This window comes from Mycobacterium sp. E787, from assembly GCF_001668725.1.
Lineage (GTDB): Bacteria > Actinomycetota > Actinomycetes > Mycobacteriales > Mycobacteriaceae > Mycobacterium.
This window is the reverse complement of the sequence record NZ_LZKL01000121.1, coordinates 1-21,717: the sequence shown is the minus strand read 5'-3', so window position 1 is coordinate 21,717 and position 21,717 is coordinate 1. Positions and strand designations below refer to the sequence as shown.

Here is a 21,717-nt window from a genome sequence, read left to right as displayed (position 1 = left end):
GACCCCAGCGTGGTCCGGGTAAGCGGTGCGGTATGGACCAGCGCCAACTGGTGCGACGGCTGCTCGAGGTCGCCGGGACGACCTATGCGGCCGAGGCCGGCATCAAGATCGACGACAAGCCGATGCCACTGTTCCAGTTGCTTGCGCTGTGCATGCTGGCCAGCAAGCCCATTGATGCGGCCATCGCGACGCGCGCCGCGCACGAACTCTTCAAGGCCGGCCTGCGGACACCGAAGTCCGTGCTGACGGCCGACAGGCAGACGATGATCGACGCGTTCGGCCGCGCCCACTACGTGCGCTACGACGAAAGCTCTGCCACCCGGCTGACCGATATGGCCCGGCGCGTCCGCGACGACTACGCCGGCGATCTGCGCGGCATCGCCGGGCGCAGCGGGCACGACGTGGCCGCGGCGAAACGTATGCTGAAGGAATTCAAAGGAATTGGTGACACCGGCGCGGACATCTTCCTGCGCGAGGTGCAGGACGTCTGGCCCTGGGTGCGTCCCCACTTCGACGACCGCGCCACGGCGGTCGCGAAGCAGCTGGGCCTGCCCACCCAACCTACGAAGCTGGGAGAGCTTGCACCACAAGACAACTCGCGTCTCTCGGCCGCGCTCGTGCGGGCCGCACTCGACGAGGATGTGCGCCGGCGGGTGGCCGGTTGACCGTCCGGATCGGCACCTCCGGATGGTCCTACAACCATTGGGCCGACGTGTTGTACCCGCCCGGACTCCCCTCGGCACGCCGGTTGGCGCGCTACGTCGAGGTCTTCGACACCGTCGAGTTGAACGCGAGTTTCTATCGCTGGCCGAAGGATTCGACGTTCGCCGGCTGGCGCGACCGGCTGCCCGACGGGTTCAGGATGTCGGTGAAGGCCCATCGGGGGCTGACCCACTATCGTCGGCTGTCCTCCCCCGAGCCATGGATCGAGCGGTTCGAGCGCTGCTGGAAGCTGCTGGGGGACCGTCATGGGGTGCTGCTGGTTCAGCTGCACCCCGAGCAACAGCGCGACGACGCACGGCTGGACGCCTTCCTCGCCCTCGTGCCCGACTCGATCCGGGTGGCCGTCGAGCTGCGGCATCCATCGTGGAACGACCCCGCGGTGTATGAGCTGCTCGAGCGGTGGCGCGCCGCCTACGTGGTGATGAGCGGCGCCGGACTCGCGTGCGTTCCGCGGGCCACCGCCGACCTGGTGTACGTCCGGATGCACGGTCCGGAGCAGGACGCCATCTACGCCGGCTGCTACTCGCACGACGAGCTGCGGCGCTGGGCCGACCGGATCACCGAGTGGGACGGCGACGGCAAGGACGTGTGGATGTACTTCAACAACGACCTCGGCGGGCACGCGGTGCGCAACGCGCTGTATCTGCGGGGGCTTTTGGGCTGATCCGGGTCAGGCGTCGCCGATCGGCCCGACGGGCGTCCAGGCCCCGTCGATGACGTCGGGTGGGCGCTGCGCGGCCAAGCGGTCCCGTTCGGCGCGTCGGCGCTTGATCCGCAACCGCGCGTCGGCGGGCATGACGACGAGTTCGTCGCAGGTCAGGTAGTAGACGTCGTCGACGGCGTCGAACAGATCGGCCGCGACCCGTCGACTCCCCAACTCCCGCAGCGTCATCCGGAGCTCGTGGGTGAACCGGATGGTGGTGTCGTGGGCCAGCTCGCGCGACTCGCGGGCGTTGGCCGCCATCCGCCGCGCCAGTGTCCTCGGCGCGGCGGGCGCGGCCGCGGCCACCGTGGATTCCCCGGCTTCGGCGACCTGGGCGGCCGCCGCGAGCAACGCGGCCGGATTGTCGCCGAACACCTGGCTCGCCAACTCGGCCTCGCCGGGGCCACGGTGACCGATCCGGGCCACGGCGGCGTCGAGCGCGCCGGCGGTGTCGGGAGACAACGCACGGATGCTGCCGACGTTGCCCTCGGCGGCCAGCGCGCGCAGCGGCGGGTCGGCGCGCAACGCCGCCGCCAATTCGGCGGTTTCGGCCGCGACCCTGGAGCTCTCCACGATCATGTCGAGCCCCGACACCCTCGACGCCGTCCGAGCGTGCTCCAGCGCCGCCGCGGTGACGCCGGAGTCGATCAACCACAGCGCCGTGAGGATCCAGCCCTGGTTGATCCGATCGCGCAACAGCCGGACCCGCACCTCGAGCGCCGCGTCCGGCAGCGCGGCCAGCTGGGCGGCGTCCAGGCGTTCGGCCTCGGCGGCCGCGCTGTAGGCCCGCGTGTCGGGCTTGAGACGGCGCATCAGCGCCAGCGAACGCGCCGCGACGACCGCCTTGGCCATCGACCCGAGCGCCCCCTCGGCCAGCCTGGGCTCACCGAACGGCAGGACGTCTCCGATCTGCGGCTGGTCGACGAGGGCGTGGCGGGTGACGGCGTCCTCGTCCCAGCCGGGCAGCTGGGCGGCGGCCACGACGTTGGCCGACACCCCGACGTAGGCGCGGTGCCCGAAGACCGCGATGGCCCTGCTGCCCCACTCGTCGTCCACCACGCCACCGAGCGCGAGCACGTGACCCAGCACCCGGCCGGCCGTGCGCAGGCCACCGAGCTGGACGTCGAGCGTCATCGGGGTCAGCGGGCCCGGCAGCGCCTCGGCGAGCCTGGCCGCGCTGAAGACCGGGAACCGGGGATCGATCCGGTCGTCGAACTCCCCCTCCATGCCGTCGGGGGCCGCGCTGTGCGCCTCGCCGGACGGTCCGGGACGCGGGGGAATCTCCACCGGGAGGGCCAGCTGGCGGTCGTGGCTGACGGCGCCCGCGGCGTGCAGCCGGCGGCCGACGAGCCCGCGGGCGGTGTCGGCAACGGCATCGACCGCCTGCCAGCCGAATTCGAAGCCCCAATCCTCTTGCGCGGCAGCGATATCCATCCCCGGGGTCAGCCGCGACCAGCTGCGGACACCGTGCAGCCGGGCGCGGGGATCAACGGATCGCAGCAGCCGCCACGCGGTGACCACGTTGGTGGTGTCCGGGGTGGCCAGATCCACCGTGCCGGTGCGGTCGGTGTTCACCGACGACACCAGGAAGCGCACCAGGTCGTCGAGGTGCAGGACGCGCACCGGTCGCGTGGAAACCTTGGTTCGCAGCAGCGTGGCCACCGTGCGACACACCATCCAGTCGAGCTGGCGGCCGACCGGCGGCGCGATCCGGATGACCAGGCTGGGCGCCCAGCCGGTGGACACCAGCTCCTCGGCCGGTCGATACAGCTCGGGCCGCCCCGCCGCCTGGGACACGAACAGCATCCGCGCCCCCGCGCGGGCGGCGGCGTGGGTGACTCGGGCGACCCCGTCGACGTCCGCGCTGCCGGGTGCGCTGGTGTCGACCGGGGCCAGGTGGATCACCGCGCCGGCTTCGTCGGCCAACTCCTGCAGGACTGGGTGGCGCAGGGGGGCGCAAACAAACTCGACGCCGGGGTCGAGGTAGGGATGGGGACGCTCAGCGATCCCGGTGACCGTGTGCCCAGCAGCCAGCAGCTGGCGTGCGACCTGCCTCCCGACCGCGCCGGTAGCGTCGGTAACCAGGATGTGCATCCGGGTCCACCTCTCCCAACGTCCAGTCTCGACAATAGGCAAGTCGCTAGCACTTAGGCGACCGTTACCCACGCAACAGGCCTCTGTCCAGGGCCTAATGGCCCTGGCCGGCTACCGCAGCGTCGCGGCGCCGTCCGCGGTGACGGCAACCTTGGCGCCACCGATATCTTCGCGCACGGTCGCCGCGGCCGCGGCGGGGTCGGCGACGACGGCCAGGGTGCGCGCCCCGTCGGGCGTGCGCACCGAGACGAAGGCCTTCTCGGGTTTGCCGTCGCGGTCGAACGGGGTGGTCCAGGCTTCGACGGTCCCGACGCCCTCCCAGGAGACCAGGCCCTCGCGGGTGGGTTCGCGGTCGACCGCCGGTTGGGCGTTCTGCCAACGGAATTCGGCCGGTGGCTCGGTGCCGTAGACGCCGAAGCTGTGCTTGGTCAGGTATCCGCCGTTGGCCGTGATGAGGGCGCGGCGCCCGGGGTTGGCCGCCAGTAGCTCGGCCATCGTGGCGATGGAATGCATCACGTAGTTGCTCCACGGGCCGCCGGCGAAGGTCAGCCCGCCGGTGACGGTGAGCGGGCGGGCGGGGTCGTCGACGGCCAGCCCGAGTTCGGCCGCAGCTACCTGAACGGCGGAGGGAAAGCAGGAGTACAGGTCGACGTAGTCGACGTCGTCGATGCCCAGCCCCGCCAGCTCCAGCGCCCGGGCGCCGCCGATGCGGATGGCCGCCGAGCGGTGCAGCTCGTCGCGCTCGGCGATGGCCGGGGTGTCGTGGGCGTCGGTGCCCGCGTGCGGGTAAACCCACCGCTCGGTGGGCACGCCCAGGCGTTCGGCCTGCTGGACGGAGGTCAGGACCAGCGCTGCGCCCTGGTCGACCATGTTGTTGGAGTTCATCAACTTGGTGTACGGCCAGCTGATCATCCGGTTCTGTGGGGCGGGTCGCCGGATTTCCTCGGCGGTCACCGGTTTGCGGATCCAGGCGTGCGGGTTGTCGACCGCGACGGCGTTGAACCGCGCCCACAGGTCGGCGACGCGCTCGATGTGGTGCTCGATCGACTCGCCGTCGGCGATGCGAAGCGCCTGCTCGAACAGCGGGTACACGTAGGCCGGCCGGTCCAGCCCGATCCGGATCTCGGCCTCGCCGGCCATCGGGACGTCGTCGCCGGCGACCGGCGCCATCGGCACGGAACCGTCCTGCACGGTCCACTCGAGTCTGCCGCCCCTGGCCTTGAGCCCCCTGCGGGTGCGCCAGGTCTCGGCGCCGGCCAGCAGCACGACGCCGGCCCGCCCCCGCTGGATGTCCAGGCAGGCCTGGTTGACCAGCGACTGCGGCACGTTGCCGCCGACGGGGCTGTACAGGGTGTTGAAGTCGCGGGCGCCGATCCGCCCGCCCAACAGCAGCCCGGGATCGCGGTACTGCGCCGACAGGATGTTCACCACGCGGATGGAATCGACGGCCTCGAGCACCCGGGAATCGGCCGCCCGGCGGGCCGCGGCGGCCATCAGGTCGACCGGCTCGATCGACCGCGTCGCCGGGTCGATGTCGTCGCGGCAATTGACCTGGCCGTAGCCGATCAACACCGGTGTCCTGGGATCGACGGTCATACGACGAATTTAGCGGGGCTATGAATCGGGCCGGGGCCGGGGACTAGCCGTTCGCGAACAGCACGCCCTCGTCGATCAGCCGCTCGGTCTCGTCGGCGCTCATGCCGAGCAGACGGCGGCAGATCTCCCGCGTGTCCTGGCCGGGCAGTGGGGCCGGGCGGTGCGGGGCGGGCGGAATGTGCCGAAACGGCGCCGGGCCGGTCTCGGCCGGCAGCGGTCGCTCGATCAGCGGGTGAACCATGTCGCTGAACAGCTTTCGCTCGATCAGCTGCGGGTCCTCCAGGATGTCGGGCGGGCGGTTCATCGGTCCGGCGGGAACGCCCGCCGACTGCAGCAGTTCAGCGACGCGCACCGGGGTGCGGGTGCGGGTCAGGGTGGACACCAGCTCCACCAGCTCGCGCCGGTTGGCCAGGCGCGCCTCGCCGGTAGCAAAGCGCGGGTCATCGGCCCATTGCGGATGATCGAAAAGCCTTGCCATACGGCGCCATTCGTCGTCCGAACCGATCGAGATGACGCACCATTCGTCGTCGCCGGCGCACGGATACACCGCGTGCAGGCTGGTGTCGTCGCGGATCGGGCCGAGGCCGGCGGCCCGCGCGGCCTCCAGGACGTACAGCGTGTCGAGCTGATTGACCACGACCTCGGCCTGCGAAATGTGCACGTGGGCGCCGTGGCCGGTCCGGTTGCGGCGGATCAGCGCGGCCAGCGCCGCGATCGCGGTGACCCGCCCGACCACGTGGTCGGGAAATATCGTCGTCGCGTCGTAGAAGGAATGCCGCGCGCCGTCGGCGGCGCCGTCCGGATCGTCGGACGTCCAGAGCCGGGTGACGCCGGTGGCGGCGCGCACCAGCGGGCCGTAGCCCATCCGGGTGCTCCACGGCCCGGTGTCGCCGAACGCGCTGCTGCCGGCGAGCACGATCCGCGGGTTGAGCCGGCGCAGGTTGTCATAGGAAAACCCAAGGGCGGCAAGGGTTCCCGGTTTGAAGTTGGCGAACACCGCATCGGCCTCCGCGACCAGTCGCCCGAAGAGGTCCTTGCCCCGCGGGCTGCGCAGGTCCAGACCGAGCCCGAGCTGGTTGCGGTGGGTCCACGCGAACGACTCGCTCATGGCGGCGCCGGCGCGGGCCTGCCGCAGCCCGTCCGGGTAGTCGGCGCTTTCGACCTTGATGATCTCGGCGCCCAGGTCGCCGAACAACCGGCTCAGCTCTCCGCCGGCGACGATGATGCCCAGGTCGAGAATCCGCAGCCCCGCCAACGGCTGTTCGCCGACCCTGCCCGAGGGGGCCGATACCACCGCGGGATTGGCGCGCCAGTACGGTTCGTCCGCCCCCGCGGTGGGCGCCGGGGAGCGAAAACCCGACCGCTGCCCGTCGACGACGAAATAACCGGTGGGCACGGCGGTGCGCACGCCCGGGACGAGCTCGGCCTGCGTGATCGCGCCCACCGCCTGGAAGTGTTCGGAGCCCAGGACCCAGGACGGCGGCAGCACCGCCGCGATCGGCACGCCGTGCGCCTGCCCGGCGGCCACCAGATCCTTCATCGTCTGCTCGGCGAACAGCGCCCGCACCAGCACGCTGATCTCCGGCCAGGCCGCAAAGCGGGCACCGATGGCGTCGTATGCGGGGTCTTGGAAGGCCTCCGGCTCCCCCAGCCAGCGCCGCAGGCCGCGCCACTGCCGCGGTGCCATCACGCACAACCGGACGTAGCCGTCGCTGCACGGCAGGATCGGGTACGCGTCCTGGTTTTTCGGCCGTCCGCGCCACCCTCCGCTGCGACGCGCGCCGGCGGCGGCCTGGCCGGGGGCGCCGAACGCCGGGTCGAGCGCCATCACGACGGCGTCGAACCGGGCGAAGTCAATGTAATCGCCCGTGCCGCAACGTAGTCGGTTGTAGTAGGCGACAAGCGCGGCCCAGGCCGCCTGCACGGCTGCGGTGGACGACGCGATGCCGTCCGGCGGCAACACCGGGGTGCCGGTGGTGGGCCCGGATCGCGACAACGAGCCGGACATCGCGTACAACACCGGGTCGGTGGCGCGCCACGACGACCGCGGGCCCGTCGCGCCGAAGTCGGTGATCGAGAGCACCACCAGGTGCGGGTATCGGGCGGCCAAATCGGGGCCCGGCGCGCCGAATGCGGCGGCCAGCCCGTCCAGGCCGCTGTCCACCACGATGTCGGCCTCGGCGGCGAGATCGAGCAACCGGTAGCAGGCGTCCTCGTCGAGCGGGTCCAGCACGGCACTGCGCTTGTTGGCGTTGTGCACAGCGAACGGGATGCTCGTGCCGGCCAGCGTCGGCAATTGCTCGCGCTCCAGGTCGCCCCCGGGCGGCTCGACCTTGAGCACGTCGGCGCCCAGATCGGCGAACAGCCGGGTCACCGCGTCGGCATCGCCGTTCGACAGGTCGAGGACGCGAACGCCATCCAGCAACCCGTCGCCCATCCGCCCACCGTACCCGAGCCTCCGCAGCTAACCCCGGGCGTTGGCGCGGCGCCCAAATGCCCGGCCGCCCAAGCCGGTTCGAACGGAAATCCGGACCCGCTACGCTCGGTAGTTCTGTCGACGATCCCCCGGATGGAGGCCCACCGCGCATGACCGCCCACCTGAGCTACGTCGAGGCCGTGATCGTCGGCGCGTTCCAGGGCGTCACCGAGCTGTTCCCGGTCTCCAGCCTGGGGCACTCGGTCGTGGTGCCGGCACTGGTCGGTGGGCAATGGGCCCGGGACCTCAGCGTCTCGGCCCCCGAGTCGCCCTACCTGGCGTTCATCGTCGGCCTGCACGTCGCCACCGCCGCCGCGCTGCTGGTGTTCTTCTGGCGGGACTGGCTGCGCATCGTGGCCGGCTTCGTGTCGTCGGTGCGGCATCGCCGCATCGAGACGCCCGACGAGCGGCTCGCCTGGCTGATCGTCGTCGGCACCATACCGGTGGGGCTGGCCGGGGTGGCCCTCGAGCACCTGTTCCGGACCACACTGGGCAAGCCGATCCCGGCGGCGGCGTTCCTGGTGCTCAACGGCATCGTCCTGTATGCGGGTGAGGTGTTGCGCCGCCGCGTGTCGCCGGCGGGTGCCGTGGACGAGCGCAACGAGCCGCACAGCGGTGAGGCCATTGACAACCGGCTGGCCCAGCTGTCGATGCGCCGCGGGTTGGTGATCGGCGCCTCCCAGATCCTGGCGTTGCTCCCCGGCATCAGCCGCTCCGGCATCGCCATGGTGGCCGGCCTGTGGCGCGGCCTGTCGCACGAAGACGCCGCCCGCTTCTCCTTCCTGCTGGCCACGCCGATCATCCTGGCCGCCGGGGTCTACAAGATCCCCGATCTTTTCGGGCCGGTCGGGGCGGGCATCCACGGCCAGGTGCTGGCCGGCAGCGTCGCCTCCTTCGTCGCCGCCTACCTGGCCGTCCGCTACCTCACCCGGTACTTCCAGACCCGCACCCTGACGCCGTTCGCCGTCTACTGCGCGCTGGCGGGCGGGATCAGCCTGGTGGTGCTCAGCCTGCGCTGAAGCGCGCACCGGCTTCGCCTAACCTGGGATCACCTTCCGTCGCATCGTCGACCGAAGGTCGATCGACGAGTTCGGAGACTGCGCATGAGCCATGCCGAAGCGCGAGGGGCCGCGCCGGAACGGGAATCGGTGTGGGATTATCCACGACCGCCCCGCCTGGAGCCCTTCACCGGGCGGATCACCGTGGAGCTGGGCGGCGAAGTGATCGCGTCGACCGAGCAGGCCTGGAGGGTGCTCGAGACCAGTCATCCGCCGACCTATTACCTCCCGCGGGAAGCCTTTGCCGGCGCAACATTGCGTCAGGCGTCCGGAAGCTCGTGGTGTGAGTGGAAAGGGCAGGCCACCTACTACGACCTGGTGAGCGCCACCGCGGTCGCCCCCAAGGCCGCGTGGAGCTACCTGCACCCGTCGCCCGGGTTTGCGTCGCTACGCGGCGCGGTCGCGGTGCTGGCGGCGAAGGTCGACCGCTGCACCGTCAACGGCGAGGTCGTGGTCCCACAACCGGGCGGCTTCTACGGGGGTTGGATCACGAGCTGGATCACCGGACCGTTCAAAGGCGTCCCCGGCTCCGCGGGTTGGTGACCACTCACGAGGCCGTTGCCGGTGCGGTCCGCATCCGGCCGATCACGCTCCCGAGGATCGCGCTGCGAAGGCGCCGGGGCAGCGCCATGAGCGAAGCGGTCAGGAACTTCGCCTGCAGACCGGGCACGACGGTGGTCCGGCGTCCCAGCGCCGAAAGGGTGGCTTCGGCGACCACCTCCGGCGTGGTCGCTGAACTCATGGTCATCCCGGCCCGCGCGCCGAAGCCGGTACGGACGGGACCCGGTGCCACCGACAAGACGTCGACGCCCCGCGGCTTCAGCTCGCCGTGCAGCGCCTCGGCGAAGCCCTGGACGTAGGCCTTGGTCGCCGAGTAGGTCGCCTGCCCCGGAACGCCCTGCCACCCGACGATCGACCCGAACAACACGATGCCGCCGCTTCCGCGGCGGACCAATCGGGGTGTGAACGCGTGCGCGAGCGCGGTCACCGCGGTGACGTTGACCGCGATCATCTCCAGCTCCGGCCCGAGCGCCAAGTCGGGGAACTGACCCACGGTGCCGAAGCCCGCGGCCAGCACCACGAGGCCGACGTCGAGGTGGCTCGTCGCTTCGGCGACCGTCGCCGGGCCGTTCGCGTCGGCGAGATCCGCTGCGACGACCAGGGTTTCGACGCCCGTGGCGGCGTTCACCTCCCGGGCGATCGCGTCCAGCCGCGCCCTGCCTCGGGCCACCAGCACCAGGTTGAGACCGCGGCGTGCCAGCTCGTGGGCGATCGCCCGGCCGATGCCGTCGCTGGCCCCGGTGACCAAGGCCCACGGTCCGTAACGGCTGCGAAACCGATTGGCGCTCATGGCGCAAGCATAGCGATGGATGTTATCGGCGTCAACATAAGACGGTCGCTAGCCGATGCCGCGCTCGAACGCGTCGAGCAGGCGGCCGGTGATCCGCCGCTTGTCGGCCTCCGGCAGGCCGCTCAACGCCCCGTCCAAATACAGCGTGGCCAACCCGTGGACGGCGGCCCACGCCGCTTCGTCGAGTCCGGCCCGACGGCGGGGCGCGACCACTCCGGTCTTTACCAGGTCGTCGACGCAGCGCCGCAGGAGCTGGAACGGATGTTGTTCCCCCGCAACCGTTTCTGCGGCCTCGACGGTCTCGCGGCTGGCCGGGTGAGACGCGAAAGCGGTGCGGAACAGTCCGGGTTCGGTGAGCGCGAAGTCGACGTACGCGTGACCGGTGGCGCGGAATCGTGCCAGCGCCCGGCGCTTTCGATCGCCGCGTGCCGGCACCGCGTTCAGGGCCTCCTGCATCGTGGTGGCCAGCTGTTCCAGGGCGTAGGCGATGACACCCGCGAGCAATTCATCACGGTCCGCATAGTGGCGGTAGGCGGCCGCGTTGCTCACGCCCGCCCGGCGCTGTACGTCACGCATGACCACCGCGTCGGGTCCGCCGGCGCGGGCCAGTTCCACCGCGTGGTCCAGCAGGGCCCTGCGCAGGTCCCCGTGGTGGTACGTGTCAGTGGATGACCGGGTTTGATGCGCTCCTGGCGGTCGTGGCATAGCGCTATGGTGACATCGCCGCTCGGCGGTTTCCGGCGGGACTCACCGCGGCACGCGGAAAGGTTTGCCACTTCAATTGGGGTGCGTCGCCCGCTCTTCGGTGAAGCACGATGGCGGCACTTCCCCCCAGGTGGTCGGCAATGCCGTCACGGCGAGCGTGCCGTAGTTGACGGAGACCTCGCCGAGCCGGCCGCGCAGGCGCCGGTAGATGACCCCGTGTGCGCCGTCGGTGATGTAGTCGCGCAGCGAGGTTTCGCTGTCGAACGCGCCGAAGGTCCGGAATCTGCCCCGCTCCCAGTCGATGTCGAATCCGAAGCGGATCATGCCGGGAAAGGCTTTGGCGTGCGCTATCACCGACGGTATCGCCGCGGCGAAGGCGGGCAGGTGTTGCAGCCGTCGCACCTGGAGTTGCAACCACACGGAGGGGTAGCCGTCCGCGCACCCTTGCGCGGTCGGCAGCCGCTTCTCGCCGTCGAACATCACCTTCACAACCGCGCGCCTTCCTTTACCATGTTATCGCCGTAAACATACCAGGTTGTTGCGGCGCGGGCAACGGGCGATGCCCATCGGCGTGGATGCTTCCTAGACCGGCTGGCACCGGTAGCGCAGCTGACGCGCCGGCGTGTCGCCGAAAGGCGTTGTGCGGCAACCGCCGTCGAAGTTCCAGCCGTCGCGTTCGTAGAACCTCCGGGCCGAGGCGTTGCCCTCGAGCACCCACAACACGGCGCCCGCCACGCCCACGAGGCGGAGCCGCTCCCGGGCGGCGGCCATCAGCAACCGACCCACCCCGCGGCGCACATGCGCGGGATCGACGTAAATCGCCATCAGCTCACCGAAATTCGGCAGGTCGCCGTCACGGCACAGGCCGGTGGTGACCAGGCCGCGGATCGCCGAACCGTCGACCGCGACCAACGTGGACGGCATCCGCAGCCCCACCCGGCCGAAGGTGTACCGGTCGGCGAAGAAGGCAGGCTCGAGCTCGTCGAGAAAGTCCCGCGCGATCAGGCCCTGGTAGGCCGACCGCCACGACCGCAGCTGCACCCGGGCCACATCGTCGGCGTCCGCCAGGACGGCCGCCCGCACCTCGGTCACCGTTGCAGTATCGGCCGCGACGGCGCTATTTGCGCGTCGCGGCGCCGAGTGCTGTGCTTAGCCCATCGTCAAACCTGACACCCGTCAACTTCGCTGGAGGACCGCCATGGCAGACACGGCATCGATCGGCCTGAAGGTCCGCGGCAAGGTCATCGTGATCACCGGCGGGGCGCGCGGCATCGGGCTGGCCACCGCGACCGCGCTGCACAACCTCGGCGCCAAGGTCGCCATCGGCGACGTCGACGAGGTACGGGTGAAGGAGTCGGGCGCCGCGCTCGGCCTGGACGTCTACGGCAAGCTCGACGTCACCGACACGCATTCGTTCGCCGACTTCCTGGACGAGGTCGAGCGCCAACTGGGCCCGATCGACGTGCTGATCAACAACGCCGGCATCATGCCGGTCGGCCGCATCGTCGACGAGCCGGACGCGGTCACCCGCCGCATCCTGGACATCAACGTCTACGGCGTGATCCTGGGCAGCAAGCTGGCCGCACAGCGCATGGTCCCGCGCGGCTCCGGCCACGTCATCAACGTCGCCTCGCTGGCCGGTGAGCTCAACGTCGTCGGCCTGGCCACCTACTGCGCCAGCAAGCACGCGGTCGTCGGGTTCACCGATTCGGCCCGGCTGGAGTATCACTCGACCGGCGTGAAGTTCTCCATGGTGTTGCCGACGTTCGTCAACACCGAGCTCGTCGCCGGGACCCCCGGGATGAAGGGGTTCCGTAACGCCGAACCGGCCGAGATCGCCGACGCGATCGTCGGGCTGATCGCCCGCCCGAAGCCTCGGGTGCGGATCACCAAGGCCGCCGGGGCCATGGTGGTGTCCCAGAAATTCTGGCCACGCCGCCTCGCCGAGGGGCTCAACCGGATGCTCGGCGGCGACCACGTCTTCACCGACGACGTCGACGTGGAAAAGCGCCGGGCCTACGAGGCGCGCGCCCGCGGCGAGGAGTCGTCGGCGATCGCGAGCGCGGCGGAGCCGGGCGATGCGGGTCGCCGCCATCAGGAGTAGCGAGCGCGACGAGCGGTGTTCAACTGGGGCGCGGACAATCGGGCGGGTGACCGCAGAAACCGCAGCATCCGCGACGACCGTTTCCCTCGCCGACGACGAAGTCAACCTGATCAATGCGTATTGGCGCGCCGCCAATTACCTGTCGGTCGGGCAGATTTATCTGCTCGACAACCCGCTGCTGACCGAGCCGCTGGCGCCCGAACACGTCAAGCCCCGGCTGCTGGGGCACTGGGGCACCACGCCCGGGCTCAACCTCGTCTACGCCCACCTGAACCGCGTCATCCGCAACCGCGACGCCAACGTCATCTACGTCACGGGGCCCGGGCACGGCGGCCCCGGGCTGGTAGCGAACGCCTACCTCGAGGGCACCTACAGCGAGGTCTACACCGGCATCGAGGAGGACGCCGAAGGGCTGCGAAAGCTGTTCCGGCAGTTCTCTTTTCCCGGCGGCATCCCCAGTCACGTGGCGGCCCAGACCCCGGGGTCGATCCACGAGGGCGGCGAACTGGGCTACGCGCTGGTGCACGCCTACGGCGCGGCTTTCGACAACCCGGACCTGGTGGTGGCCTGCGTGGTCGGCGACGGCGAGGCGGAGACCGGCCCGCTGGCCGCCAGCTGGCATTCCAACAAGTTCCTCAACCCGGTCACCGACGGCGCGGTGCTGCCCATCCTGGCGCTCAACGGCTACAAGATCGTCAACCCGACCGTGCTGGCGCGCATCCCCCACCCCGAGCTGGAAGCGCTGCTGCGCGGTTACGGCTACCGGCCGATCACGGTCGCCGGTGACGACCCCACCGACGTGCACCGGCAATTGGCCGCCGCGCTGGACGACGCCTTCGACGACATCGCGGCCATCCAGAGCGCGGCGCGCGGCGGCAACAGCGTCGCGCGGCCCGTCTGGCCGATGATCGTGCTGCGCACGCCCAAGGGCTGGACCGGGCCGAAAATGGTGGATGGCAAGAAGGTCGAGGGCACCTGGAGGGCGCACCAGGTGCCGCTGGCCGAGACGCACGACAACCCGACGCACCGCGCGCAGCTGGAGGAATGGCTGCGCAGCTACCGGCCCGAGGAATTGTTCGACGCCGGCGGCGCGCTGCGCCCCGAGCTGCGGGCGCTGGCGCCGCGCGGCGACCGCCGGATGAGCGCCAACCCGCACGCCAACGGCGGCCTGCTGCTGCACGACCTCGACCTGCCCGACTTCCGCGACTACGCCGTGCCGGTGTCGCGTCCGGCCACCCAGACGCACGAGGCCACCCGGGTCCTGGGCACCTTCCTGCGCGACGTGATCGCCCGCAACTCCGACCGGTTCCGCCTGATGGGTCCCGATGAGACCGCCTCGAATCGGCTCGACGCCGTGTACGGGTCGACGGCCAAGGTGTGGATGTCGGAGATATCACCCGACGACGAGCACCTCGCGCCGGACGGCCGGGTGATGGAGGTGCTCTCCGAGCACCTGTGCCAGGGCTGGCTGGAGGGCTACCTGCTGACCGGCCGGCACGGCCTGTTCAACTGCTACGAGGCGTTCGTGCACATCGTCGACTCGATGCTCAACCAGCACGCGAAATGGCTTGCCACCAGCCGTGAACTGCCTTGGCGGCGGCCGATCGCGTCGCTGAACTACCTGCTGACCTCGCACGTGTGGCGCCAGGACCACAACGGTGCGTCGCACCAGGATCCCGGGTTCATCGACCTGGTCGCCAACAAGCGGGCCGAGCTGACGCGGGTGTATCTGCCGCCGGACGGCAACACGCTGTTGTCGGTGGCCGACCACTGCCTGCGCAGCCGCAACTACGTCAATGTCATCGTCGCCGGCAAGCAGCCCGCGCTGGCCTACCTGGACATGGACGAGGCGATCGCCCACTGCGCGCGCGGCCTGGGCATCTGGCCGTGGGCGAGCACCGCCAGCGCCGAACCCGACGTGGTGCTGGCCTGCGCCGGGGACATCCCGACGCTCGAGACCCTGGCAGCGGCCGACATCCTGCGCCGCGAACTGCCCGGGCTGGCGGTCCGGGTGGTCAACGTCGTCGACCTGATGCGCCTACAGCCGGAATCCGAGCACCCACATGGCTTGCCGGACAGGGAATTTGACGCGCTGTTCACCCGCGACAAGCCGGTCATCTTCGCCTACCACGGCTACCCGTGGCTGATCCATCGGCTGACCTATCGGCGCACCAACCATCCGCACATCCATGTGCGCGGGTTCAAGGAGCGTGGCACCACCACGACGCCGTTCGACATGGTGATGCTCAACGACCTCGACCGGTTCCACCTCGTCATGGACGTCATCGACCGGGTCGACGGGCTGGCCAGCCAGGCCGCGGTGCTGCGTCAGCGTATGGTCGACGCCCGGCTGGCGGCCCGCGGCTACACCCGGGAGCACGGCGAGGACGACCCGGCGATCTCGGCCTGGACCTGGGAGGAACGTCGCGAGTGACGGGCGGGTGATCTTGCGCGCCGGGCTCTCCCGAGCTCAGCGATAGTCCCTCGGCTTCTCGGCGTCGATGTGCCAGATCCAATTACCGTTGAGGGGCCTGTCGAAGACAAGAGCACCCGTGGGAGCGATGACAAATATCGAGAGCAACGTCCAAATCGTTGTCGCCATCGGTTGCTCCTCTCGTGCGAGCTGATCCTTCACGTTGTAACCATCTTGGATAGTTACATCTTGCGCCCGACGGTGAAACCTGTCAAGGTGGTTACGTGAAGTTCCAGTACGTGGGCGGTCGGCGATGCCTCGACTTCGTGGGCACGCTGAGGTATCGAACGTCGGCCCGCGAGGAACTGCTGACTGACCCGCAACGGCTGTCGGACTGGGCGGTCGGGGCCGGGCTGCTGGATGCGGGGATCGAGATCACCGACGACGAGCTGGCCACGGCGATCGCGCTGCGCGAAGCCATCTATCGCGTCGTCTCGGCAAGGCTCAGCGGCGACGCGCCCGAGGTCGCCGACGTCGACCTGCTCAATGAGCAGGCCGCCCAGCGCCAGCTCACCCCCGTGTTGCACCCGGACGGATCCGTGCGCCGCGACGGCACCGCGCCGCAGCTCCTCGCGGTGCTGGCCGCCGATCTGCTCGACCTCTACGGCGGGCCCGACATCGAGCGCGTCAAGGAATGCGCCGCTCCTCGCTGCACCCGCCTCTACATCGACGCGTCGCGGGCCCGCAACCGGCATTGGTGTGGGATGGGCACGTGCGGCAACCGGGCCAAGGTCCAGGCGTTCCGCGCCCGTCAGCATGCCGCCGCCGGGGCGCCCTCCTCCGACTGAGCCGGGTAAACGGGGCTCACAGGTAAACTTGGCGGATGCCCGACGCCATCGCTGCCGCACAGCCCTCGGCGCTGCACCGGTTCCACGTCCACCTCGACATCGCCGTGGTCGTCGCGGTGCTGGTGCTGACCAACCTGATCGCGCACTTCACGACGCCGTGGGCCAGCATCGCCACCGTCCCGGCCGCCGCCGTCGGCCTGGCGATCCTGATGCGCGCCCGGGGTCTGGACTGGGCCGACCTCGGCCTGGGCCGGCAGCACTGGCGGTCCGGGTTGGGGTATGCGCTGGCCGCCGTCGGCGTCGTCGCGGCGGTTATCACGCTGGGGATCCTGTTGCCCATGACCCGGCCGATGTTCCTGAACAACCACTACGCCACGATCTCCGGCGCGCTGGTCGCCTCCATGGTGATCATCCCGCTGCAGACCGTGATCCCCGAGGAGCTGGCCTTCCGGGGTGTGCTGCACGGCGCGCTGAACCGGGCCTGGGGTTTCCGGGGGGTGGCGCTGGGCGGGTCGCTGCTGTTCGGCCTGTGGCACGTCGCCACCTCGCTGGGGCTCACCAGCAACAACGTCGGCTTCACCCGGCTGTTCGGCGGCGGCTTCGCTGGGATGCTGGCCGGGGTGACGCTTGCGGTGCTGGCGACGGGGGCGGCCGGGTTCGTCTTCAGCTGGCTGCGCCGGCGCAGCGGCAGCCTGATCGCGCCGATCGCGCTGCACTGGTCGCTGAACGGCCTCGGTGCCCTGGCCGCGGCGCTGGTCTGGCACCTGTCGACCTGAGGTCGAATCAGACCAGCAGCACCGCCGCGCCCGCGATGCGCCCGGCGCTGAGATCGGCCAGGGCCTCGTCGGCCCGGTCGAGCGGGTACTCCGGCGTGGTCACCTCGATGTGGTGCTGTCCGGCGAAGTCCAGGAAGGCCCGCGCGTCGGCGCGGGTGTTCGAGGTGACCGACCGTACCTGGCGTTCCTGAAACAGGTGGCGCTGGTAGTTCAGGGGCGGGATATCGGAGAGGTGAATGCCCGCGATCGCCAGCGTGCCGCCGCGGTCCAGCGCCTCCAGCGCCGGCAGCACCAGCTCCCCCACCGGCGCAAAGAGGATCGCGGCGTCCAGCGGCACGGGTGGCGGGTCGGCGGCGCCCTGCGCCGACGCCGCCCCGAGCTCCAGCGCCAGCCGGCGGGCGTCGGCCCCGCGGGTCATCACGTGCACTTCGGCACCCTGAGCCAACGCCACCTGCGCGGTGATATGGGCGCTGCCGCCGAAGCCGTACAGACCCAGCCGTCCCCCCGGCGGCAGCTCGGCGCGCAGCAGGGAGCGGTACCCGATGATGCCCGCACACAGCAGCGGCGCCAGTTCGGTGTCGCTGTAACCGCTCGGCAGGTGATGCGCGAAAGCTGCTGGGACAGTGGCGAATTCGGCGTATCCACCATCGGCGTCCCAGCCGGTGTAGCGGGAGTCCGGGCAGAGGTTCTCGTTGCCCCGCCGGCAGTACTTGCACACGCCACAGGTGTGCCGCAGCCAGGCGATGCCCACCCGGTCCCCCGGTTTGAACTCATCACCGGCCTCGGCGCCGACTTCGACGACCTCGCCCACCACCTCGTGGCCCGGCGTCACCCCCTCGCGGTGTACCGGGAGGTCGCCCTCGGCGACGTGCAGGTCGGTGCGGCACACGCCGCATGCCCGCACCGCGACCAGCAACTCCGATGGTTGGGGCCTCGGCACCTCGGCGGTGACCCGCTCGAGCGGGCCGGTCTCCATGGGTCCCGGGCGGCGCACCCGCCATGCGCGCATCGTCGTGGTCGTCGCCGCCCGGGCCATGCCTACATCATGCCGGGTTAGCCGCGGTCAGGTCCGGTGCCGCACCATGCCCACGACCCAGAGCAGGATCAGCGATCCGAGCAGCGCGGTGAAGAAGGTGAAGATGTAGCCGCCGCCGGCGGTGTTGAGGAAGAAACTCAGGATGAAGCCACCGATCAACGCGCCGACGATGCCGATCACGATGTCCATCAGGATGCCGGCTCCGCTGCCCCTCATGATCCGGCTGGCGAGCGCGCCCGCCAGACCGCCGATGATGATGTAGCCGATCCAGCCGACGCTGGTCAGGGTGGATGATCGGGCAAGAAATTCGGTTGCTGCGATGACGTCCATACGGGTCTCCTTGCAATCCGTGGCAAAGCCCAGCGGGACCGCTGGGCCGTGCCCAGGGAATACCCCATTTCTCCCTATGAAACATGCGCCAAATTGCCGGATTCGGGCCGGCGGGGAGGGTCAGCGAAAGGGGGTCCGGCGGCCCGTCAGCTCGCCACGTTCCGCTGCGGCGTCGGCGCGGTACCGGGAGTGACTTCGCCCGCGGGCGCCTGGCCCGGAGCCGGGGCGGGAGCGGGAGCACCGGGGGCCGGCGCGGGGGCTCCGGGAGCCGGCGCCGGGGCGGCCGGCGGCGTCCACGGCTGGATGGACTCGGCGAGAGCCTTCGCCGCGCCCTGGTCCACCGGGTCGTTCGAGGTCCCCAGCCACACCACGAACCAGCGCTGCGGGGGCCCGTTCCCGGCCGAGGGCGAGCCGACGACGCCCGTCCAGATCTGGCCGTTGGGCTTGGACGGATCGCTGAACTTCACCTCGTAGTACGACGCGCTTCCGGTGATCCCGTTGGCGGCGGTCAGCGGTTCGCTCGTCTGGTTGATCCGGGTGCCGGGATAGGGCATGAAGAACTCACCCATGTCCGAGCCGAGCCGCACCGCGGCTTTGGCGTTGGTGGCTTCGGCGCTGGCATAGAGCTTCTGGTCCAGCCGGCCCATCACGATGCGCGTGTCGTTGGCGACCGGCGGCGCCTGCCCGGGCGCCGGGGGCTGTCCGGTGGTCTTGCTGAGCAACTCCGAACCGTAGTCCAGGTGGGACGCGTCGGATTCGACCCACGCAGGGGGCAGCACGAAGCTGAAGCCGCCGACGGCGTTGCCGATCCGGCCGGCGTTGGGGTCGACGGCCGGTGGCGGTGGCGCGTTCGGGTCAACCGGTGGCGGGGGCGGCGCCGGGTTCTGATCGCCCGGTTGCGCCTGCGGCGCCCCGGGAGCGCCCGGCGGGGGCGGCGTCGTGGTGGTCGCCGGCGCGGGCGCGGGCGCGGCCGTCGTGCTCGGCGGGACCGGGGTCGGGGTCTCCGGATCGGCGCTGGACGTCGCCGGTAATGCGATGGCGACCGCGCCCGCGCTGGTCACCGTGGCGATCGCCAGCGTCGCCCAGAATCCTTTGCGACGTGTCGAGTTCGCGTCCACCTGCTCCATGGCGACGAACCTACCGCGTTACCGCTGTGACGCAAGGGTGCCGTGCGGCAGTTCTGCCGATGTTGCCGATGTGCAACCTTGGGCGGTCCCCGCAGGTCACCGGGGTGCCGGATACAGCGTCACCTCGTGGGCCTTGACGGAGAACCACACCCGCTCCCCCGGCGTCAGCCGCAGTTCCGTGGCCGCGTCCGCGGTGATCTCTGCGGCCAGCCCGGGTGCGCCGTCCGGCTGTTCCCGGCTCCGCACCAGAACCGCGGACCCGCGGGCGTCGAGTTCGGCGACCGTCACCTCGACCGCATTGCGTGGGCTGCCGTGCGGCCGGTCCCGGTACACCGCGACGGCCGTGGGTGGGAACACCGCGACCGCGTGGACGACGTGGGCGTCCAGCCGCTGGCCTGGGGCTGCCTGCCAGTGCGCGCCGGAGTGGTCGCGCAACGACCCGTCGTCCCCGACGGTGCCGTCGACGATGTTGATGCCCGCGATGCGGGCGCCGAAATGACTGCGCGGGGCGGTGAGAACGCTTGACGCCGGGCCGATTTCGGCGATCCTCCCGGATTCGAGGACCAGCACCCGATCGGCCAGCGTGAATACGTCGAGCAGTTCATGGGTGACCAGGACGACCGCGCAACCGGTCCGGCTGACCACGTCGCGCAGCACCGCACGTATGCCGGCGGCCGCGGCTACGTCGAGTCCGGTCAGTGGCTCGTCGAGCAGCAACACATCGGGTTCGGCCGCCAGCGCGCGGGCGATCGCCACCCGCTGCGCCTGGCCCCCGGAGAGCTGCCGCGGTTTGCGGTCGGCGAGGCGTTCGGCGTCCACCTCGCGCAGCCAGCGCAGCGCCGTCGCCCTCCCGTTGGCCCCGGATGGGCGAAACAACCCGCGACGGCTGTGCGGCCCGAACGCGACGTTGCCGACCACGCTCAGGTGCGGGAACAGCAGCGGATCCTGCAGTAGCAGCCCCACCCGTCGATCGTGCGTTGCCACGTTCACCCCGGCCGCGGTGTCGGTCAGCACCCGATCCCCGAACCGCACCACCCCCTCGTCGGGACGAACCAGGCCGGCGATGACATGCAGCGCGGTGGACTTGCCGGCGCCGTTGGGACCCAGGACGGCCAGCACCTCGCCAGCCGACACCGAGAACTCAACATCCAGACGGCGGTCGGCGACGACGGCGCGCAGCTGCAGCTCGCTCATCGGCTGACGTCGGTCTCGGTCAGCCGGCGTGCGCCCAGGCCCAGCACCACCAGTGCGGCCACGACCACCAACAGAATCGACAGCGCCACGGCGGCGTTCGCGTCGGTCACCCGCTGCAGGTAGATCTCCAGCGGCAGCGTCCGGGTGACGCCCTGCCGGGAGCCGGCGAACGTCAACGTCGCACCGAACTCCCCCAGCGAGCGGGCGAACGCCAGCACCGCTCCCGACGTCAGCCCCGGCAGCAGCAGCGGCATTGTCACCCGCCACCACACCACGCTGGGCCGCGCGCCCAGCGTCGCGGCCACCACCTCGTAGTCGGCTCCGGCGGTGCGGGCGGCGCCCTCGAGGGAGATCACCAGGAACGGCAGCGAGACGAACGTCTGCGCCAGCACCACCGCGGTGGTGCTGAAGGCGATGCTGACGCCGGCCGCCTCCAGGTAGCGCCCGATCAAGCCGACCCGGCCGAACGCGTAAAGCAACGCGATGCCGCCCACCACCGGCGGTAGCACCAGCGGTAGCAGGATCAGCGGTCGCAGCATCCGCACCGGGCGCGCGGTGCTGCGGGCCAGCACCAGCGCCATCGGCACTCCCAGCAGCACACACAGGGCGGTGCTGGCGGCGGCCGTCTTCAGGCTCAGCGCCAGCGCCGTCCTGGACGAGGCGCTGGTGATCAGCGACCAGAAGTTCGGCCAGTCAACCTTGATCGCGATCGCCAGCAGTGGGAGCACCACGAACGCGGCTCCCACGGCGGCGGGCACGTATACCCACCGCGGCAGATCCGTACGACGCTCCCTGATACGTATGCCCCTAACCGTGGTGGGGAGATCTACACCGCCTCAACCTAGCGCCGGACGTGTTGGGAATCGGCTAGCGTCCCGCGTTCGGCGCGGTGCTTTCCGCCGATGCACCAGCTCGGTCAACTCTGTAGTGACCCGACTTCGCTCAAATCAACGGCATGACAGCGGGGCTCATGATGGAGAGCCCGGGGCATCGAGCCGGGCCTGGCGGCGGGTCGCGAGCATCGAGATCCGATCGCACCGGATAGTGCGAGCGAGTTTGGTTGTGCTGCAATCTGTTTGGGCTTCGATGTGGTGCCGTTCGCGAATCTAGTTGGTCGATGGTGGTGGTTGGGGTTGGAAGGGGTCGTACCACCACCAGTCGGCGCGTTCGCCGAGGGGTCCGG

General features: G+C 70.6%; 21 protein-coding genes. 8 read left to right on the top strand and 13 right to left on the bottom strand.

Annotated features, from left to right (window positions below; translation table 11 throughout):
* Positions 1 to 32 precede the first annotated feature (32 nt).
* Together A5705_RS23560 and A5705_RS23555 are read left to right on the top strand one after the other, a co-directional pair.
* Entirely contained in the window at positions 33 to 665 is a 633-nt protein-coding gene (locus A5705_RS23560; RefSeq protein WP_067876785.1) for an endonuclease, read from the top strand.
* Complete coding sequence (locus tag A5705_RS23555; RefSeq protein WP_067876788.1) at positions 662 to 1,387, top strand: DUF72 domain-containing protein; 726 nt, start codon at positions 662 to 664, stop codon at positions 1,385 to 1,387. The genes A5705_RS23560 and A5705_RS23555 overlap by 4 nt, the downstream gene beginning before the upstream one ends.
* A gap of 6 nt (positions 1,388 to 1,393) precedes the next feature.
* Here A5705_RS23555 and A5705_RS23550 read toward each other — a convergent pair whose 3' ends face one another.
* From A5705_RS23550 to A5705_RS23540, 3 genes are all read right to left on the bottom strand, one after another.
* Entirely contained in the window at positions 1,394 to 3,520 is a 2,127-nt protein-coding gene (locus A5705_RS23550) for an NAD-dependent epimerase/dehydratase family protein (RefSeq protein ID WP_067876791.1), read from the bottom strand.
* A gap of 111 nt (positions 3,521 to 3,631) precedes the next feature.
* Positions 3,632 to 5,116 carry an acetyl-CoA acetyltransferase gene (locus tag A5705_RS23545; protein WP_067876795.1) on the bottom strand — a complete coding sequence of 495 codons (1,485 nt, stop codon included), beginning with the start codon at positions 5,114 to 5,116 and terminating at the stop codon, positions 3,632 to 3,634.
* 43 nt (positions 5,117 to 5,159) lie between these two features.
* Positions 5,160 to 7,553 carry a CoA transferase gene (locus A5705_RS23540; RefSeq protein WP_068280388.1) on the bottom strand — a complete coding sequence of 798 codons (2,394 nt, stop codon included), beginning with the start codon at positions 7,551 to 7,553 and terminating at the stop codon, positions 5,160 to 5,162.
* Positions 7,554 to 7,702: 149 nt separating this feature from the next.
* On the opposite strand from A5705_RS23540, the gene A5705_RS23535 reads away from it, so the two are divergent.
* Positions 7,703 to 8,611: an undecaprenyl-diphosphate phosphatase gene (locus A5705_RS23535; RefSeq protein WP_067876801.1), complete on the top strand. Its 909-nt coding sequence runs from the start codon at positions 7,703 to 7,705 to the stop codon at positions 8,609 to 8,611.
* An 84-nt stretch (positions 8,612 to 8,695) separates the two neighbouring features.
* A complete protein-coding gene (locus tag A5705_RS23530; protein WP_067876804.1) occupies positions 8,696 to 9,193 on the top strand; it encodes a DUF427 domain-containing protein in 498 nt (165 codons plus the stop codon).
* A gap of 4 nt (positions 9,194 to 9,197) precedes the next feature.
* On the opposite strand, the gene A5705_RS23525 is transcribed toward A5705_RS23530, so the two are convergent.
* From A5705_RS23525 to A5705_RS23510, 4 genes are all read right to left on the bottom strand, one after another.
* A complete protein-coding gene (locus A5705_RS23525) occupies positions 9,198 to 10,001 on the bottom strand; it encodes an SDR family oxidoreductase (RefSeq protein ID WP_067876807.1) in 804 nt (267 codons plus the stop codon).
* 48 nt (positions 10,002 to 10,049) lie between these two features.
* A complete protein-coding gene (locus A5705_RS23520) occupies positions 10,050 to 10,706 on the bottom strand; it encodes a TetR/AcrR family transcriptional regulator (RefSeq protein ID WP_067876810.1) in 657 nt (218 codons plus the stop codon).
* 72 nt (positions 10,707 to 10,778) lie between these two features.
* Complete coding sequence (locus tag A5705_RS23515; RefSeq protein ID WP_067876814.1) at positions 10,779 to 11,195, bottom strand: hypothetical protein; 417 nt, start codon at positions 11,193 to 11,195, stop codon at positions 10,779 to 10,781.
* 93 nt (positions 11,196 to 11,288) lie between these two features.
* Positions 11,289 to 11,798, bottom strand: a complete 510-nt coding sequence (locus A5705_RS23510; protein WP_067876818.1) for a GNAT family N-acetyltransferase — start codon at positions 11,796 to 11,798, stop codon at positions 11,289 to 11,291.
* Positions 11,799 to 11,904: 106 nt separating this feature from the next.
* Between A5705_RS23510 and A5705_RS23505 the strand changes: the two genes are divergently transcribed.
* From A5705_RS23505 to A5705_RS23490, 4 genes are all read left to right on the top strand, one after another.
* Positions 11,905 to 12,810, top strand: a complete 906-nt coding sequence (locus tag A5705_RS23505; protein ID WP_067876822.1) for an SDR family oxidoreductase — start codon at positions 11,905 to 11,907, stop codon at positions 12,808 to 12,810.
* Positions 12,785 to 15,244: a phosphoketolase gene (locus A5705_RS23500; RefSeq protein ID WP_369829621.1), complete on the top strand. Its 2,460-nt coding sequence runs from the start codon at positions 12,785 to 12,787 to the stop codon at positions 15,242 to 15,244. Before A5705_RS23505 ends, A5705_RS23500 begins: the two co-directional genes overlap by 26 nt.
* Positions 15,245 to 15,507: 263 nt before the next feature.
* Positions 15,508 to 16,071 (top strand): ABATE domain-containing protein, encoded by a 564-nt coding sequence (locus tag A5705_RS23495; RefSeq protein WP_067876828.1) that lies wholly within the window; start codon positions 15,508 to 15,510, stop codon positions 16,069 to 16,071.
* A gap of 35 nt (positions 16,072 to 16,106) precedes the next feature.
* A complete protein-coding gene (locus A5705_RS23490) occupies positions 16,107 to 16,847 on the top strand; it encodes a CPBP family intramembrane glutamic endopeptidase (RefSeq protein ID WP_067876831.1) in 741 nt (246 codons plus the stop codon).
* A 7-nt stretch (positions 16,848 to 16,854) separates the two neighbouring features.
* On the opposite strand, the gene A5705_RS23485 is transcribed toward A5705_RS23490, so the two are convergent.
* The 6 genes from A5705_RS23485 to A5705_RS28785 all read right to left on the bottom strand — a co-directional run.
* The gene (locus tag A5705_RS23485) at positions 16,855 to 17,883 is read right to left on the bottom strand and encodes a zinc-binding alcohol dehydrogenase family protein (RefSeq protein WP_067876834.1); all 1,029 of its coding nucleotides are present in this window, start codon (positions 17,881 to 17,883) and stop codon (positions 16,855 to 16,857) included.
* Positions 17,884 to 17,910: 27 nt separating this feature from the next.
* On the bottom strand, positions 17,911 to 18,213 hold the full coding sequence (locus tag A5705_RS23480; RefSeq protein WP_067876837.1) for a GlsB/YeaQ/YmgE family stress response membrane protein: 303 nt from the start codon (positions 18,211 to 18,213) through the stop codon (positions 17,911 to 17,913).
* A gap of 146 nt (positions 18,214 to 18,359) precedes the next feature.
* Entirely contained in the window at positions 18,360 to 19,340 is a 981-nt protein-coding gene (locus A5705_RS23475) for an alanine and proline-rich secreted protein Apa (RefSeq protein WP_067876839.1), read from the bottom strand.
* Positions 19,341 to 19,436: 96 nt separating this feature from the next.
* The gene (locus A5705_RS23470; RefSeq protein WP_068280382.1) at positions 19,437 to 20,534 is read right to left on the bottom strand and encodes a sulfate/molybdate ABC transporter ATP-binding protein; all 1,098 of its coding nucleotides are present in this window, start codon (positions 20,532 to 20,534) and stop codon (positions 19,437 to 19,439) included.
* Positions 20,531 to 21,331, bottom strand: coding sequence for an ABC transporter permease (locus A5705_RS23465; RefSeq protein WP_082956660.1), 801 nt, complete (start codon positions 21,329 to 21,331; stop codon positions 20,531 to 20,533). Before A5705_RS23465 ends, A5705_RS23470 begins: the two co-directional genes overlap by 4 nt.
* A 309-nt stretch (positions 21,332 to 21,640) precedes the next feature.
* Positions 21,641 to 21,717, bottom strand: a 77-nt coding sequence (locus A5705_RS28785; RefSeq protein ID WP_231982335.1) for a hypothetical protein, incomplete at its 5' end; no start/stop codon positions are given.